11 protein-coding genes are annotated in these 15,018 nt (G+C 72.1%); 3 read left to right on the top strand and 8 right to left on the bottom strand.

Annotated features, from left to right (window positions below):
- The first annotated feature begins 158 nt into the window (after window positions 1–158).
- Together ACFYWG_RS23040 and ACFYWG_RS23035 are read left to right on the top strand one after the other, a co-directional pair.
- Window positions 159–1,616 carry a catalase gene (locus ACFYWG_RS23040; RefSeq protein ID WP_389203206.1) on the top strand — a complete coding sequence of 486 codons (1,458 nt, stop codon included), beginning with the start codon at window positions 159–161 and terminating at the stop codon, window positions 1,614–1,616.
- A 310-nt stretch (window positions 1,617–1,926) separates the two neighbouring features.
- Window positions 1,927–2,163, top strand: a complete 237-nt coding sequence (locus ACFYWG_RS23035; protein WP_333936824.1) for a hypothetical protein — start codon at window positions 1,927–1,929, stop codon at window positions 2,161–2,163.
- Between the two features lie 382 nt (window positions 2,164–2,545).
- On the opposite strand, the gene gcl is transcribed toward ACFYWG_RS23035, so the two are convergent.
- Complete coding sequence (gene gcl, locus ACFYWG_RS23030; RefSeq protein WP_376325510.1) at window positions 2,546–4,330, bottom strand: glyoxylate carboligase; 1,785 nt, start codon at window positions 4,328–4,330, stop codon at window positions 2,546–2,548.
- 211 nt (window positions 4,331–4,541) lie between these two features.
- Here gcl and ACFYWG_RS23025 point away from each other — a divergent pair, with 211 nt between their 5' ends.
- Entirely contained in the window at window positions 4,542–5,378 is an 837-nt protein-coding gene (locus ACFYWG_RS23025; protein WP_389203203.1) for a hypothetical protein, read from the top strand.
- Between the two features lie 63 nt (window positions 5,379–5,441).
- On the opposite strand, the gene ACFYWG_RS23020 is transcribed toward ACFYWG_RS23025, so the two are convergent.
- The 7 genes from ACFYWG_RS23020 to ACFYWG_RS22990 all read right to left on the bottom strand — a co-directional run bounded on the left by ACFYWG_RS23020 (window position 5,442) and on the right by ACFYWG_RS22990 (window position 15,015).
- Window positions 5,442–6,524, bottom strand: a complete 1,083-nt coding sequence (locus tag ACFYWG_RS23020; protein WP_389203202.1) for a lytic polysaccharide monooxygenase — start codon at window positions 6,522–6,524, stop codon at window positions 5,442–5,444.
- A 54-nt stretch (window positions 6,525–6,578) separates the two neighbouring features.
- Complete coding sequence (locus ACFYWG_RS23015; RefSeq protein ID WP_389203200.1) at window positions 6,579–8,801, bottom strand: glycoside hydrolase family 6 protein; 2,223 nt, start codon at window positions 8,799–8,801, stop codon at window positions 6,579–6,581.
- An 81-nt stretch (window positions 8,802–8,882) separates the two neighbouring features.
- Window positions 8,883–9,194 (bottom strand): cellulose binding domain-containing protein, encoded by a 312-nt coding sequence (locus ACFYWG_RS23010; protein ID WP_389203198.1) that lies wholly within the window; start codon window positions 9,192–9,194, stop codon window positions 8,883–8,885.
- A 77-nt stretch (window positions 9,195–9,271) separates the two neighbouring features.
- Entirely contained in the window at window positions 9,272–10,402 is a 1,131-nt protein-coding gene (locus ACFYWG_RS23005; RefSeq protein WP_389203196.1) for a cellulose binding domain-containing protein, read from the bottom strand.
- Window positions 10,403–10,662: 260 nt separating this feature from the next.
- The gene (locus ACFYWG_RS23000; protein WP_376325498.1) at window positions 10,663–11,688 is read right to left on the bottom strand and encodes a LacI family DNA-binding transcriptional regulator; all 1,026 of its coding nucleotides are present in this window, start codon (window positions 11,686–11,688) and stop codon (window positions 10,663–10,665) included.
- 67 nt (window positions 11,689–11,755) lie between these two features.
- Complete coding sequence (locus tag ACFYWG_RS22995) at window positions 11,756–13,339, bottom strand: AMP-binding protein (protein WP_383511189.1); 1,584 nt, start codon at window positions 13,337–13,339, stop codon at window positions 11,756–11,758.
- Window positions 13,336–15,015, bottom strand: a complete 1,680-nt coding sequence (locus ACFYWG_RS22990) for an AMP-binding protein (RefSeq protein WP_385414872.1) — start codon at window positions 15,013–15,015, stop codon at window positions 13,336–13,338. Before ACFYWG_RS22990 ends, ACFYWG_RS22995 begins: the two co-directional genes overlap by 4 nt.
- Window positions 15,016–15,018: the final 3 nt, after the last annotated feature.

Below are 15,018 nucleotides of genomic sequence, written 5' to 3'. Positions count from 1 at the left end.
CGCCCCTGACACCTGTCCTGTCGCGCCCAGAGGGGCGGCGCCGCCCGGAACCAGCCCTGCCCAGCGCTTCAACAAACTGTTGACGCTCCGATTGCCCCGACCCTAGGCTCCACAAAGCGGAAACCCTTTTCCGCTGCCCTCTCGTACGGAAGGTCACGATGTCGCAGCGCGTGCTCACCACCGAGTCCGGCGCCCCCGTCGCCGACAACCAGAACTCCGCCTCCGCCGGCGTCGGCGGCCCGCTCCTGCTCCAGGACCAGCATCTGCTGGAGAAGCTGGCGCGCTTCAACCGCGAGCGCATCCCGGAGCGCGTGGTGCACGCCCGCGGCTCGGGCGCCTACGGCCACTTCGAAGTGACCGACGACGTCACGGACTTCACGCACGCCGACTTCCTCGGCGAGGTGGGCCGGCGCACCGAGGTGTTCCTGCGCTTCTCCACCGTGGCCGACAGCCTCGGCGGCGCCGACGCCGTGCGCGACCCGCGCGGATTCGCCGTGAAGTTCTACACGGGCGAGGGCAATTACGACCTCGTCGGGAACAACACCCCGGTCTTCTTCATCAAGGACCCGGTCAAGTTCCCCGACTTCATCCACTCGCAGAAGCGCGACCCCTTCACGGGCCGTCAGGAGCCGGACAACGTCTGGGACTTCTGGGCCCACTCGCCCGAGGCCACGCACCAGGTGACCTGGCTGATGGGCGACCGCGGCATCCCGGCCTCCTACCGGCACATGAACGGCTACGGCTCGCACACCTACCAGTGGACCAACGCCCGCGGTGAGGCCTTCTTCGTCAAGTACCACTTCAAGACGAACCAGGGCATCCGCTGCCTGAGCAGCGAGCAGGCCGCGGAACTCGCGGGCAAGGACCCCAACTCCCACCAGACGGACCTGCTGCAGTCCATCGAGCGGGGCGTGCACCCGTCGTGGACGCTGTACGTGCAGATCATGAGCGCGGCCGAGGCGGCGGACTACCGCTTCAACCCCTTCGACCTGACCAAGGTCTGGCCGCACGCGGACCACCCGCTGCGGCGCGTGGGCCGGCTGGTCCTGGACCGGAACCCGGACAACGTCTTCGCCGAGGTCGAGCAGGCCGCGTTCTCCCCGAACAACTTCGTGCCGGGCATCGGCCCCTCGCCGGACAAGATGCTCCAGGGCCGCCTGTTCGCCTACGCGGACGCCCAGCGCTACCGCCTGGGCGTCAACCACACGCAGCTCGCCGTCAACGCGCCCCGCGCCACGACCGCCGAGAACTACGGCCGGGACGGCCTCATGGCCTCCAACCCGCAGGGCCGGTACGCCAGGAACTACGAGCCGAACTCCTACGACGGCCCGGTCGAGACCGGCCGGCCGCTCTCGGCGCCGCTCGCGGTGCACGGCCACACGGGCACCCACGCGGCGCCCCTGCACACCAAGGACGACGACTTCTTCCAGGCGGGCGAGCTGTACCGGCTGATGTCCGCGGACGAGAAGTCCCGTCTGGTCGCGAACATCGCCGGGGGCCTGTCCCAGGTGTCCCGCGACGACGTGATCGAGAAGAACCTCGCACACTTCCACGCCGCCGACCCCGAGTACGGCAGGCGCGTGGAGGAGGCCGTGCGCGCCCTGCGCGAGGACTGAGCTCCCTGACCGTGCCCGACCACCCGGGGCCGACCCGGATGAGGGGTGGTCGCCCCGGGCACGGACACGGTCAGGGCGAGGACCGCGGCGGTGTGCGAGCCAGTGCGGTGGTCAAGGAACCGGAAGCGGCGTCTCGACCTGAGGGAGGCCGCCCCCGGCTCCGTCGCACCCGCCGCGGTCCCCTACGGCCGATCCCCCTCCCCCCGACCCCGTCCGGCGGCGCGAACGTACTGTCGCGCCCAGCCTCGCGCCGCCGGACGGCCACAGCGCCCGGGGTGCGCGACCGGCCCGGGCGCAGCAGCCTGGAGGCATGGCACCTCCCACCGAGCACCCGCACGTCGTGGTCCACGCACCCGCCCTGGACGGCTCCCGCCGGGTCACCCTGGGCGAGGAGCCGCTGGGCGTCGCCACCCATTCCGACGACGTCGCCGAGATCCTGCGGCTGGCGGACCTGTACGTCACGGACGTCGCGGACAGCGACCTCGTCGAGTGGCAGGGCGGCGGACCGGACGACTGGCCCGGACTGTCCGAACACCACGAGGCGTGACCGTCCCCGGGCGTGAGCGCACCGGCGGTCCTCGGCAGACACCCCTACGGCGCCGGGCGTACCCGCCCTACGGAACCCTCAAATGAACCTCTGAACCCGGCCCCGGGGGCTTCAACAGCCCCCGGGGCCGGGCACATTCTCGACACAGGGACCCGCCGGCACGGGGGCGGCGGGTCCCGCCACGGGCCCCGCGGACGGGGTGGCCGGACCGGGGCGTCGGGCCACCGTGACCGTCACCGAGGGGGAGCTGTAGCTGCGGGGCCTGGTGGAGGCCGACCGCCCGGGGACGGTGCGCCGGCCCGTCTCCTCAGCGCGGGGTTCTCCGGGGGAACGCCGCAGGGGCGGTCCGTCCTCGTGGACGGACCGCCCCTGCGGCTCGGTGTCAGACCTTCAGCGTCTTGATGGAGGTCGGCGCGTGGCCGGGCTCGGTGGCGAGTTCCTCGAACTCGACCACGTTGCCGATGTCGTTGGTGGTCGACATGGAGATGTTCGTGACGCGTTCCAGGATCGCCTCGACGACGACCGGGACCCGGTACTGCGCGGCGAGCTTCTTCGCCTGCTCGAAGGCGCTGCCCAGTTCGGCCGGGTCGGTGACCCGGATCGCCTTGCAGCCGAGGCCCTCGGCGACCTTGACGTGGTCGACGCCGTAGACGCCGATCTCCGGCGAGTTGAGGTTCTCGAACTCCAGGTTGACCTGGAAGTCGATCTCGAACGCCCGCTGCGCCTGGCGGATCAGCCCCAGGTAGGAGTTGTTCACCAGGACGTGGACGTACGGGATCCGGTGCTGGGCGCCCACGGCCAGTTCCTCGATCATGAACTGGAAGTCGTAGTCGCCGGACAGGGCGACGACGGACGCCTCCGGATCGGCCTTGGCGACGCCGAGCGCGGCCGGGATCGTCCAGCCGAGCGGACCGGCCTGGCCGCAGTTGATCCAGTGGCGGGGACGGTAGACGTGCAGCATCTGGGCGCCCGCGATCTGGGAGAGGCCGATGGTGGAGACATAGCGGGTCTCCGGGCCGAAGGCCTTGTTCATCTCCTCGTAGACGCGCTGCGGCTTGATGGGGATGTCGTCGAAGTGCGTACGGCGCTGGAGCGTGGCCTTCCGCTCCTGCGCGGCGGCGGCCCACCGGGAACGGTCGGGCAGCCGGCCGGCGTCCTTCAGCTCGCGGGCGACCTCGACGAACAGGCGCAGGGCGGCCTTGGCGTCGGAGGCGATGCCGTAGTCCGGGGCGAAGATCTTGCCGATCTGGGTCGGCTCGACGTCGACGTGGACGAAGGTGCGGCCCGCCGTGTAGACGTCGATCTTCCCGGTGTGGCGGTTGGCCCAGCGGTTGCCGATGCCGAGGACGAAGTCGGACTCCAGGAACGTCGCGTTGCCGTAGCGGTGCGAGGTCTGCAGGCCGACCATGCCGGCGTTCAGCTCGTGGTCGTCGGGCAGCAGGCCCCAGCCCATCAGGGTGGGCACGACGGGCGTGCCGGTCAGCTCGGCGAACTCGACGAGCAGGTCGGCGGCGTCGGCGTTGATGACACCGCCGCCCGCGACGATCAGCGGCCGCTCGGAGGCGTTCAGCATCCCGATCGCCTTCTCGATCTGGGCGCGGCTCGCGGCGGGCTTGTAGACGGGCAGCGGCTCGTAGGTCTCCGGGTCGAACTCGATCTCCGTGAGCTGCACGTCGATCGGCAGGTCGATCAGGACGGGCCCGGGCCGGCCGGAGCGCATCAGGTGGAACGCCTGCTGGAAGACGCCCGGGACCTGCGCGGCCTCCAGGACGGTCACGGCCATCTTGGTGACCGGCTTGGCGATCGAGGCGATGTCGACGGCCTGGAAGTCCTCCTTGTGGATCACGGCGGTCGGGGCCTGGCCCGTGATGCACAGGATCGGGATCGAGTCGCCGATGGCCGAGTACAGACCGGTGATCATGTCGGTGCCGGCCGGCCCGGAGGTGCCGATGCAGACGCCGATGTTGCCCGCGCGGGTCCGGGTGTAGCCCTCGGCCATGTGCGAGGCGCCCTCGACGTGCCGGGCGAGGGTGTGGGTGATGCCGCCGGAGGCCTTGAGGGCCGCGTAGAAGGGGTTGATCGCCGCGCCCGGGACACCGAACGCGTCGGTGACGCCCTCGCGCTTGAGGATCTCAACTGCCGCGCGGGCAGCGGTCATTCGAGCCATCGAGTACTCCTGCTTCGGCTGTCGGATTCGCACTCCCGTCGCGCCCCGCGGTGAGCTTCTTCCGTAATGTGGAAACTATTTTCTGCGATCTGGAATGAATGTAAGTGGGGTGGGTGAAGGCCGTCAAGAGAGGGCAACCGCCGGACAGGCGGCGGCCCGAGGGAGCACCATGGGACGCGCTGTCCCGACGCGAGCCGGTTCTGGAGTGACCATGGCCGAAACCGTTGCGGTGCGCTGCCCGGAGTGCCGGCGCGAGCACCGCTACACGGCGCCGGTGTACCCCTGCGTGTGCGGCGCGCCCGTCGCGCCGGGGCTCGACCCCGACGGCACGGCGACGCCCGTGTCGCAGCGCAGCTGGCAGGACGACTGGGTGACCGTGCGCTGCTCTGCCTGCGGCCGCGGCGCCGAGTGGCCGCGCCCCGAAGTGGGCTGCGCGTGCGGGGTCGTGCTACGGGTGCCGCTGGCCCGGGCCGACGGCGCGGCCGGGGCCGCGGCGCCGGAGCAGAACGGCGTGGACAGCGGGCGCGAGGAGAAGCCGGAGGCGGCCCCGCCCCCGGAACAGACGCCCCCCGCATCATCCTCGCCGGCCTCCCCGCCGCCCGCTGCGGCGCCGGCCCGGCCGGACCGGACGGCTCCCGGTCGCGAGCCCGTCACGGCCCCCCGGGCCGTCGCCGCCCGGCCGCCCTTCCAGTCCGTGACCATCCGCACCGCCCTCGACGCCGTCACGGCCACCGCCCTGTATCTGCGCTGGCTCGGCTACCGCAAGGTGCGCCGCGCCGATCAGCGGCCCCCCTCCGGGATCGGTCTCGCCGCCCGCGGTGTCGTCGCCCAGGTCGACCCCGGCCTGCACCCGGCGACCCCGCGGGACGTGGAGTGCCTGTGGCTGACCGCGATGACCGAGTCCGCGGCCGGCGTCTACTTCTCCCTGGCCGGATACGGCGACGAGGCCCGCGCCCGCGCCGACGCGCTGGGCGTGCCGCTGTTCCTGCTCGACCCGACCGGCACCCCGCAGCCGGTGAACCGGCCGGCGGAGGCGTTCGCCGAATGACCCGCGGACACGGGACGGCACCGGCCCCCCTACCCGGGCAGCCGGTGCCGTCGTGCGACGGTGCTACGGGTTGACGCAGGTGATCGAGCCGACCGGCAGGTTGTTGCCGGTCGAGGTGGCGGTGAAGCCGAACGTGACGGTGCCGTCCGGCGGGATGGTGCGGTTGTGGTCCACGTGCCTGACCGTGACCGTCCCGTCGGTGCCCGTGCTCAGGCTGCCGTTCCAGACCTGGCTGATCCGGGTTCCGGCACCCGGCTGCCAGCGCACGGCCCAGCCGTCACGCGCGGTGGTGTGGTGATTCATCACCTCGACGGTCCCCTGGAAGCCGCCGCCCCACTGGTTCGTCACCTTGTAGAGGGCCATGCACCCGGTGTGCGGGTCGGTGGGCGTCGGGGTCGGCGTGGGCGTCGGGTCCGGGGTGCCGCCCGAGCCGCGGATGCCGGTCACCTCGCCGTTGCCGCCGTCGAAGACGATGTCGGAGCAGGAGAAGAAGTTCTCCTGGCTGTCCGAGCGCACCCACTGGATGAACATCATCGCGTCACCCGAGCGGCCCGAGGGCAGCTTCAGGTCCCAGTAGTAGTGGCCGGACTCGCTGCCCACCGAGCCGGACTGCGGCGGGTTGGTGACGGTCTGGATCAGCTCCAGGTCGCCCCAGCCCAGCGGCTTGGCGGGCGAGTAGCCGGGCTTGGAGACGTACACCCGGAAGTCGCCCGGGTGCGCCGCCCAGTTGCTGTGCTTGACGCGGATGGTCGCCCCGGAGGTGAGGTGCGTGCGGGGCCAGTCGGCGCGGGCGGCGTTGTAGCCGGTGAAGTTGTACGGGGATCGGTCACCGGCGCTGCACAGCTTGCCGTCCGGGACGTAGCCCGGGCCGCGTCCGCCCGCGTTGGAGTCCAGCACGGCGAACCAGTTGTACAGCGAGCTCGCGCCGCTCTCGGCGAGCGCGGCCTTGCACGCGGGGTTCGTCGGGTCCAGGGAGCCGGTGCCGGTCCTGGCATCCAGCCAGCAGAGGTAGGTGCGCGAGCCGGGCGTCATCGTCACGCCGTGCGCCTGCGCGCTGTTCTGGCCGATCAGGGCCAGACCGAGCCCGCTGAGCAGGGTGACCAGGACCGCCAGTAAGGACAGGGGGCGTCTGGTGCTTCGAGCCATGTTCTCTCCTGTGGGGACGGTGGGTTCGGTTGTCTCCCCGTGGGTCGGGGCGGGTCAGGCCGGCGGGGCGCCCCAGGCCAGGGCGCCGTTCAGGTAGGCGGGGATCCTGGGGGCGTCGGTGTAGGAGGCGGCGGCGGTCCGGCTGTGGTCGTCGGCCTCGTCGAAGGCCGACCAGTCGGACTTGGCCAGGCGCAGCTGGAGGTCGCCGGTGTCCTTGCCGGCGGCCAGGGTGCCGCTGCGGAAGCCGACCTCCAGGTACGCGTCGGCGCCGGCGACCGGGGTGCTCAGCGGCACCACCCGCAGGGTGAGCTGGGAGCAGCCGACGGCCGCGTAGTCGCAGAACGCGTTCACGGTGGACGAGCCGCCGTCCCGGGTGAAGTAGTAGCGGGCGGTGACCCCGGTCAGGTCCACGGCCGTGCTGCCGGTGTTGGCGATCCGCAGGCCGGGGCGGATGGCGTTGTCGGTCGCCGAGGAGTCGTTGTTCCGGTAGGTGACCTTCAGGCCGCCGGCCGGGTCGGGGCCGCCGCCGCCCGCCTCCGTGGTGACGCTCAGCGCGGTGGAGGCCGCGGAGACGTTCCCGGCGGCGTCGCGGGCCCGGACGGTGTAGCCGTACGCCGTGGCCGCGGTCAGCCCGGTGTCGGTGAACGTGGTGCCGGTGACCGCCGAGGCGTTGACCTTGGCGCCGTTGCGGTACACGTCGTATCCGGTGACGCCCACGTCGTCGGTGGCCGCCGTCCACGCCAGGGAGACACTGGTGGCGGTCTTCGCGGTGGACCTCAGCCCGGTCGGCGCGGTGGGAGCGGTGGTGTCGACCGGGTCGGGCCCGCCGCCGCCGTAGGTGGGCACCGCCGGGTACGCGTTGCGCACCAGCATCGCGAACTGGTGGTGGAACCAGTGGCCGGCGAGCGGCGCGTCCGGCATGGCGCCGGTCGGGTTGCCGCCCGCGTTGGGCGCCGTGTAGTCCGGGTTGCACATCGGGTCCGGACGCTTGCCCTCGTCGTTCGGGATGTCCTTGCCGGCGCCGTCCGACTCCCCCGGCGGCTTGATCCACAGGAAGGCGTCCAGGTGCGAGTCCGGGTGGCCGGCGGGCGAGGCCTGCGGGGGCTGTCCCAGGCCGGCGCCGTTGACGTTGCACCACAGGCCCCGGTGGGCGCGGCGGTCCACCTTGGACTGGGTGACGTAGGTGTCGAGGACGGTGCTGGTGGACTCGGCGGTCGGCCGGGCGGCGCCTCCCCAGCCGTTGCGGGAGGTGTCGACGACCATGCCGGTCGAGGCGGGCCAGCCCTGCGCCGTCAGCGCGGCGTGCACGGCCTTGGTGAAGTCCGACTCGTCGAAGTTCGGGTTCCACTCGTAGTACTTACCGGACCGGATCTGATTGCCGCCGACCGTCTTGTTCGGGTCGGGGAGGAACGGTTCGGCGAGCGGCGTGTAGTTGGAGACGTTGGTGATCAGGCCGTCCACGCTGCGCAGGCCGTCCGTGGTGCCCTTGACGACGTCCGTGTACAGCTGGGTGGTCGGAGAGAGGTTGGTGTCCCAGCCGAGCCAGCCCGAGTGGGCGAAGTCCATGTACGTGTACACGTTCGGAATGGCGTGGAGCTTGTTCAGGGCGTACCGGATGGCGTCGACCTGGATGCCGCTGCTCTTGGCCTGGGCGCACTCGGGGTCGGAGAGGTTGGTGACCAGGTTCGGCAGGCCGTCCGGCTCGATGACCGTGGTGATGCGGATGTCCTGGTACTTCGGGTTGGCGAAGACCTCGGCGATCTCGTCGACGTACTCGCTCTTGTAGCGGGCCAGACCCGCCGCGGTGAGGGGGAGTTCGCCGTTGGAGGCCAGAGCGGAGCAGTCGCGGCCCGGCAGGTCGTACACGACGAAGGTGGCGACGAGCGGCTTGCCGGGCTGCTTCTGGGCGAGCGCCAGGTCCAGGTGGTCGGCGAGGCTCTTGCGGCCCGCGTTGGCCTCACCGCCGTGAATGGCGGCGATCCGGTCCAGCCAGACAGCCGTCGGATAGCTCTTGACCTTCTCCATCCTGGCCTTGAGCGTCGCGTCGGTGGTCTGGGCGATGGATCCGTCGACCAGGCGCGCGTAGTCCGGGTTGACGTAGAACGAGGCGCCCGCGAACGGGTTGTCGACGTGCGCCTCGGCGGCGGACGCCTCGGGTGCGGTCAGCTGGGCCGCCGCGCCCAGCAGCAGCGTACTCACCGCGGTGACAAGGGCCGCCGTCCGCGTGCGGTGCGGCCTGCGCGGGCGGGTGTCCGCCCGTCCGGTCCGGTCTGTCATGTGCTCTCCTCGGTGCGGGGGGCGGGTGACGGGTGTGGGGACATCCGCGGGATCAACCGGTGGGGAGAACCGCGGGGCCGTTCAGGCGGGGGTGCGCCGTGGGGCGGGGGTGCCCGCGACGCCGTTCGCCGTGCGGCCGAGCGAGGACGTCGCGCCGGCGGCGAGGGTGCCGTCGGAGCCGGCGTGGCGGAGCGTGATCCGACCGTTCGCGACCGTGTGGGTGCCGATCCGGAGGCCGGTGACGGTCGCGCCGCCCAGATCCCGGTCGGCCGTCCCGCGCGTGATCGGCCGGGTGCCGGTGTTGTCGGCGATGACCTGCGCCTGGTGGCCGCCCGGCCACGCGTCGACCGGTTCGGTCGGGGTCGTCTGCCCGAACCGGTCGTCCAGCGTCATCGGGCCCGGGGTGGAGCGCTCCGGGGTCCGCCCGTTCGGCGCGGGGCGGACCCCGGAGCGGGTCGGTGTGCCGCGGGTCAGGCGACGGAGCAGGGGGTGCCGTTCAGGGTGAAGGCGGACGGCTCGGCGAAGGTGCCGCTGTAGCTGCCCTGGAAGCCGAAGCTCTGGGTGCCGCCGGCCGCGATCCGGGCGTTGTGCGCGACGGGGCTCGCCGTGACGGCGCCGGAGGTGCCGGACAGGGTCGCGTTCCAGGCGCCCGTGACCCGCTGCCCGGACGGCAGCGTGAAGCCGAGCCGCCAGCCGTCGACCGCGGCCGAGCCGGTGTTCTTCACGGTCACGTCGGCGGTGAAGCCGCCCTGCCAGACGCTGGTCCCGTACGTCACCTGGCAGGCCGCCGCCGGGCCGCCGGGGCCGCCCGGGTCGCCGCCGCCGGTGTTCACGGTGGAGGAGAAGGAGTTCACGGCCAGCCCGGCGCCGTTCTGCCACGGCTCGAAGCCGGCCTGGACGCTGGTCAGATACCAGTTGCTCTGCGCCATGCCCCGGGCCACGGTCTGGTCGACGAAGTCCATGACGTCGAAGCTCCAGCTGGAGATCGCCGAGGGGGCGACGAAGGAGATCACGTCGTTGGACCCGTTGCTGCCGGTCCACACCTCCCAGCTGCGCCCGCCGACGGAGGCGGTGCCGACCTGGGAACCGATCGGCTGGATGGGGCCGACGCGGTTGAACCAGATCATGATCTCGGTGCGGTTGACGCCGTCGGTGCGGGGCGTCGGGTCCAGCCAGATGTCGTACGAGGCGTTGTACACCGCGCCGGAGACGTAGCCGTAGGAGATGCTGCTCGGCGCGCTGGAGATGGTGCCGAGCTGCGCCGGCAGGCTGGTCCCGGGTGAGCAGTTGGTGTAGTGGCAGCCGTTGAAGACCGACGGGTACGACTTCGGCGCGCCGTTGGTGGGCACGGAGCCGTCGGCCTGGGTGAGCCGGAAGCCGGTGTCGGTCGCGGTGACGCACTGCGGGGCGCTGGTACCCCAGCGGTTGTTCTGGACGACGTAGCGGCCCTGGATCACGGTCGATCCGAACTGCTCGCAGACGACCGTGTCGGCCCGGGCGGGCGCGGTGGCGGCGAGGAGCGCCGCGACGGTGGCGAGCGTGGTGACCAGCGCCCCGAACAGGGCGCGGACGGTGCGGAGGCGGTGCGGTGACGATCGCATGCGGGTGCCTCTCTGCGGGGGGAACCGGGTTCGACAGAGGGTGCTGCGGTTGGGGGGAATCGGGAGCGCTCCCACCTCCCACTGATGGGAGCGCTCCCACCTCACCGGTTTCGGTCGCGACTGTAGGAGCCGCTCCATGTCCCTGACAACCCGTGAGACGGGAATCCGTCGCATGTATTTCGAATGCACAGGTCAGCGAGGCGGCCGATCCACTCAACGGCCCTGTGGGGCTCAGGAGTTGGGAGCGCTCCCGGACGTTCTCAGGCCGAGTCCCGGACCACCAGCTGCGTCCGCAGGATGACGTGCCGCCACGCCACCTCCGGCTGCTCCATCTCCTCCAGCAGCAGCCGCACCATCGTCCGGCCGATCTGCTCCAGGGGCTGGCGGACGGTGGTGAGCGGCGGGTCGGTGTGCCGGGCGAGCTCGAAGTCGTCGAAGCCGACCACCGCCACGTCGTCGGGCACCCGGCGCCCCGCCGCGCGCAGCACGGCCAGGGCTCCGGAGGCCATGGTGTCGGAGGCGGCGAAAACCGCGTCCACCTCCGGGTGACGCTCCAGGAGTTCGGCCGTCGCCCGGCGTCCGCTCGCCTCGGTGAAGTCGCCCTCGACGGTCCGGGAGGCGGGCACGGGCAGCCCCGCCCGCTCCAGAGCCTGCCGGTAACCGCGCAGTCGGCAGCGGGCCGCGTACATGTCCAGCGGCCCGGTGATCGCCGCGATCGCGCGCCGGCCGCCGGCCACCAGGTGGGTCACCGCCTCACGGGCGCCGCCGACGTTGTCCGCGTCGACGTAGGTGATCTGCTCGTCGCCGGAGCGGCGGCCCAGCAGCACGGTGGGCAGGCCCGCGTCGGCGAGCATGTCCGGCAGCCGGTCCTCGGCGCGCACCGACATCAGCAGCACGCCGTCGACCCGGCCGCCGCGCGCGTACTCGACGAACCGCTGCCGCTCGGCGTCGGTGCGGATCAGGGTGAGCAGCAGCTGCGCGGAGGTTTCGGCGAGCGCGTCGCCGACGGCGCTGACCGTCTCGGAGAAGAACGGTTCGCCGAACAGCCGCCAGTCGCGTTCCGTCATGACCAGCGCCACGGCGTCGGCCCGCCGCGCGGCCAGCGAACGCGCCGCCAGGTTGGGCACGTAGCCGAGTTCGGCAATGGCCTGCTGCACGGCACGGCGGGTGGACTCCCGGACTCCCGCCTCGTTGTTGACGACGCGCGAGACCGTGCCCCGTCCGACCCCGGCGAGCGCGGCCACCTGCTCCAGCGTGGGCGTCGTACCGGGCCGCCGCTTGACCATGTGTCACCCCCAAGGGCGTCGATCCTACGGGCCCTGGCCCCGCACGACCGAACGCCCCCGCGGTCGTTCAGGCGGTGTAGCGCTCACGCAGCTCCACCTTGCGCACCTTCCCGGAGACCGTCATGGGGAAGGCGTCGAGGATCTGCAGCCGGCTCGGGACCTTGTAGTGCGCCAGCCGGCCCTCGCAGAAGGCCCGCAGATCCTCCAGCGCCGGCGGGTCGGCCGGGTCGCGCGGGACGACGCAGGCGAGGACCTCCTCGCCGTAGTGCGGGTGCGGGACGCCCACGACCTGGACGTCCTGGATCCCGGGGTGCGCGTAGAGGAACTCCTCGATCTCGCGTGGGTAGATGTTCTCCCCGCCGCGGATGATCATGTCCTTGATGCGGCCGACGATCTCGACGTAGCCGTCCTCGCGCATGACGGCCAAGTCCCCGGTGTGCATCCAGCGCCCGGCGTCGATCGCCTCGGCGGTCTTCTCCGGCTCCTCCCAGTAGCCGAGCATCACGCTGTAGCCGCGCGTGCACAACTCGCCCGCGGTGCCCCGGGGTTGCGTCACCCCGGTCGCCGGGTCGACGACCTTGACCTCCAGGTGCGGCAGGACCCGGCCGACCGTGCCCGTGCGGTGCTCCAGGTCGTCGTCCCGCCGGGTCTGCAGGGAGACCGGGGAGGTCTCGGTCATGCCGTAGCAGATGGCGACCTCCGCCATGTGCATCTCGGCCACGACCCGCTTCATCACCTCCACGGGGCAGGGCGAACCGGCCATGATGCCGGTGCGCAGGGAGGACAGGTCGAAGGAGGCGAAGCCGGGGAGGTTCAGCTCCGCGATGAACATGGTCGGGACGCCGTAGAGCGAGGTGCAGCGCTCCTGCTCGACCGCCCGCAGAGTGGCCTCCGGGTCGAAGGAGGGGGCCGGGACGACGATGCAGGCGCCGTGCGAGGTGGCGGCGAGGTTGGCCATGACCATGCCGAAGCAGTGGTAGAAGGGCACCGGGACGCACACCCGGTCCTGCTCGGAGTAGGCGATCAACTCCCCCACGAAGAAGCCGTTGTTGAGGATGTTGTGGTGGGACAGGGTGGCGCCCTTGGGGAAACCCGTGGTGCCCGAGGTGTACTGGATGTTGATGGGGTCGTCGCAGGACAGCTCCGGGAACGCCGGGTCGGGGGTGGCCCGTGCGAGCAGCGCCTCCCAGCCCGGGTCGCCGACGTACACGACCTCGCGCAGCCCGGGGCAGCGGCCCCGCACCTGGTCGACCATGGCCCGGTAGTCGCTGGTCTTGTGGGAGAGCGAGGCGAACAGCAGGGACACCCCCGCCTGCTTCAGGACGTACTCGACCTCGTGGGTGCGGTAGGCCGGGTTGATGTTCACCATGATCGCGCCGATGCGCGCGGTCGCGTACTGGACGAGCACCCACTCGGGGCAGTTGACCGCCCAGATGCCCACCCGGTCGCCCTTGGCGACCCCGGAGGCCAGCAGCGCCGAGGCCAGGCGGTCGACGTCGGCGCCGAAGCGCGCGTACGTCCAGCGGCGGCCGGAGGGCACGTCCACCAGGGCCTCGCGCTCCGGCCAGGCGGCGACGGCACGGTCCAGGTTCGCCCCGATGGTGTCGCCGAGCAGGGCGGTGCCGCCCGTGCCGTGGCTGTAGGAATTCACCGGAAGTCCTCCTCGCGGTACTCGGCGTCCGAGCCGGCCGCCGTGGCCTCGCGCAGTTCGATCCGGCGGATCTTGCCGGAGACGGTCTTGGGCAGCTCGCCGAACTCCAGACGGCGGATGCGCTTGTAGGGGGCGAGGGTCTCGCGGGAGTGCTCGAAGAGGACCTTCGCCGTGTCCGGGCCGGGCTGCCAGCCTTCGGCGAGCACGACGTAGGCCTTGGGGACGGCGAGCCGCAGCTCGTCCGGTGCGGGGACGACCGCCGCCTCGGCCACCGCCTCGTGCTCCAGCAGCGCGCTCTCCAGCTCGAAGGGGCTGATCTTGTAGTCGGACGCCTTGAAGACGTCGTCGCTGCGCCCGATGTAGGTGAGGTAGCCCTCCTCGTCCCGGGAGGCAACGTCGCCGGTGCGGTAGTAGCCGCCGGCCATGGCCTCGGCCGTCCGGTCGGCGTCGCCGTGGTAGCCGGTCATCAGGCCGACAGGGCGCTGCGACAGGTCGAGGGCGATCTCGCCCTCCGTGGCGCCCGGGGCGCCGGAGACCGGGTCGAGCAGTTCCACGCGGTACCCGGGGCTGGGCCGGCCCATCGAGCCGGTCTTGAGCGGCTGGCCAGGGCTGTTGGCGACCTGGACGGCGGTCTCGGTCTGCCCGAAGCCGTCCCGGACGGTGACGCCCCAGGCGCGGCGGACCTGCTCGACGACCTCGGGGTTGAGCGGCTCCCCGGCGGCGACGACCTCGCGGGGCGGGGTGCGCAGCCGGCCGAGGTCGGCCTGGAGGAGCATGCGCCAGACGGTGGGCGGGGCGCAGAAGGTGGTGACGCCCGCCCGGTCCATCTCGGCCATGAGGCGGGCGGCGTCGAAGCGCGTGTAGTTGTGCAGGAAGACGGTCGCCTCGGCGTTCCACGGGGCGAAGAGGTTGGACCAGGCGTGCTTGGCCCAGCCCGGCGAGGAGATGTTCAGGTGCACGTCGCCCGGCTGCAGGCCGATCCAGTACATGGTCGCCAGGTGGCCGACCGGGTACGACGTGTGGGTGTGCTCGACGAGTTTGGGCCGGGCGGTGGTGCCCGAGGTGAAGTAGAGCATCAGGGGGTCGTCGGCGCGGGTCGGGCCGTCGGGCGTGAAGGCGGCCGAGGCGCCGTAGGCGTCGTCCAGCGGCGCCCAGCCGGCCGGTACGGCGTCGGCGGGGCCCGCGGCGATGCGCGTGTAGTCGCCGGGGACCTCGGCGAACTTCGGGGCGTCCTCGCTGCGGGCGACGACGTGCCGGACCCGGCCGCGAGCCACCCGGTCGCGCAGGTCGGCCGGGCCGAGCAGCGGGGTGGCCGGGATGACCACCGCGCGCAGCTTCATCGCGGCGAGCGCGGTGATCCACAGTTCGGCCTGGTTGCCGAGCATGACGAGGATGCGGTCCTCGGCGCGCACGCCCCGCTCCCGCAGCCAGCCGGCGAACTGTGACGAGCGCACGGACATCTCCCCGAAGGACAGCTGCGTCTCGCGGCCGTCCTCCTCGACGATGTGCAGGGCCGTGCCGGCGTTGCCGTCGGCGATCTCGTCGAACCAGTCGAGCGCCCAGTTGAAGTACTCCGGCCGGGGCCAGCGGAAGCCCTCGTAGGCGGTCGCGTAGTCCTCACGGTGTTCCAGCAGGAAGTCCCGCGCGCTGCGGAACTGCTCCGTCGCCGATGTCATGCG

The sequence above is a fragment of the Streptomyces sp. NPDC003456 genome (assembly GCF_042878735.1).
GTDB lineage: Bacteria > Actinomycetota > Actinomycetes > Streptomycetales > Streptomycetaceae > Streptomyces.
This window is presented reverse-complemented; position numbering and strand designations above follow the sequence as displayed.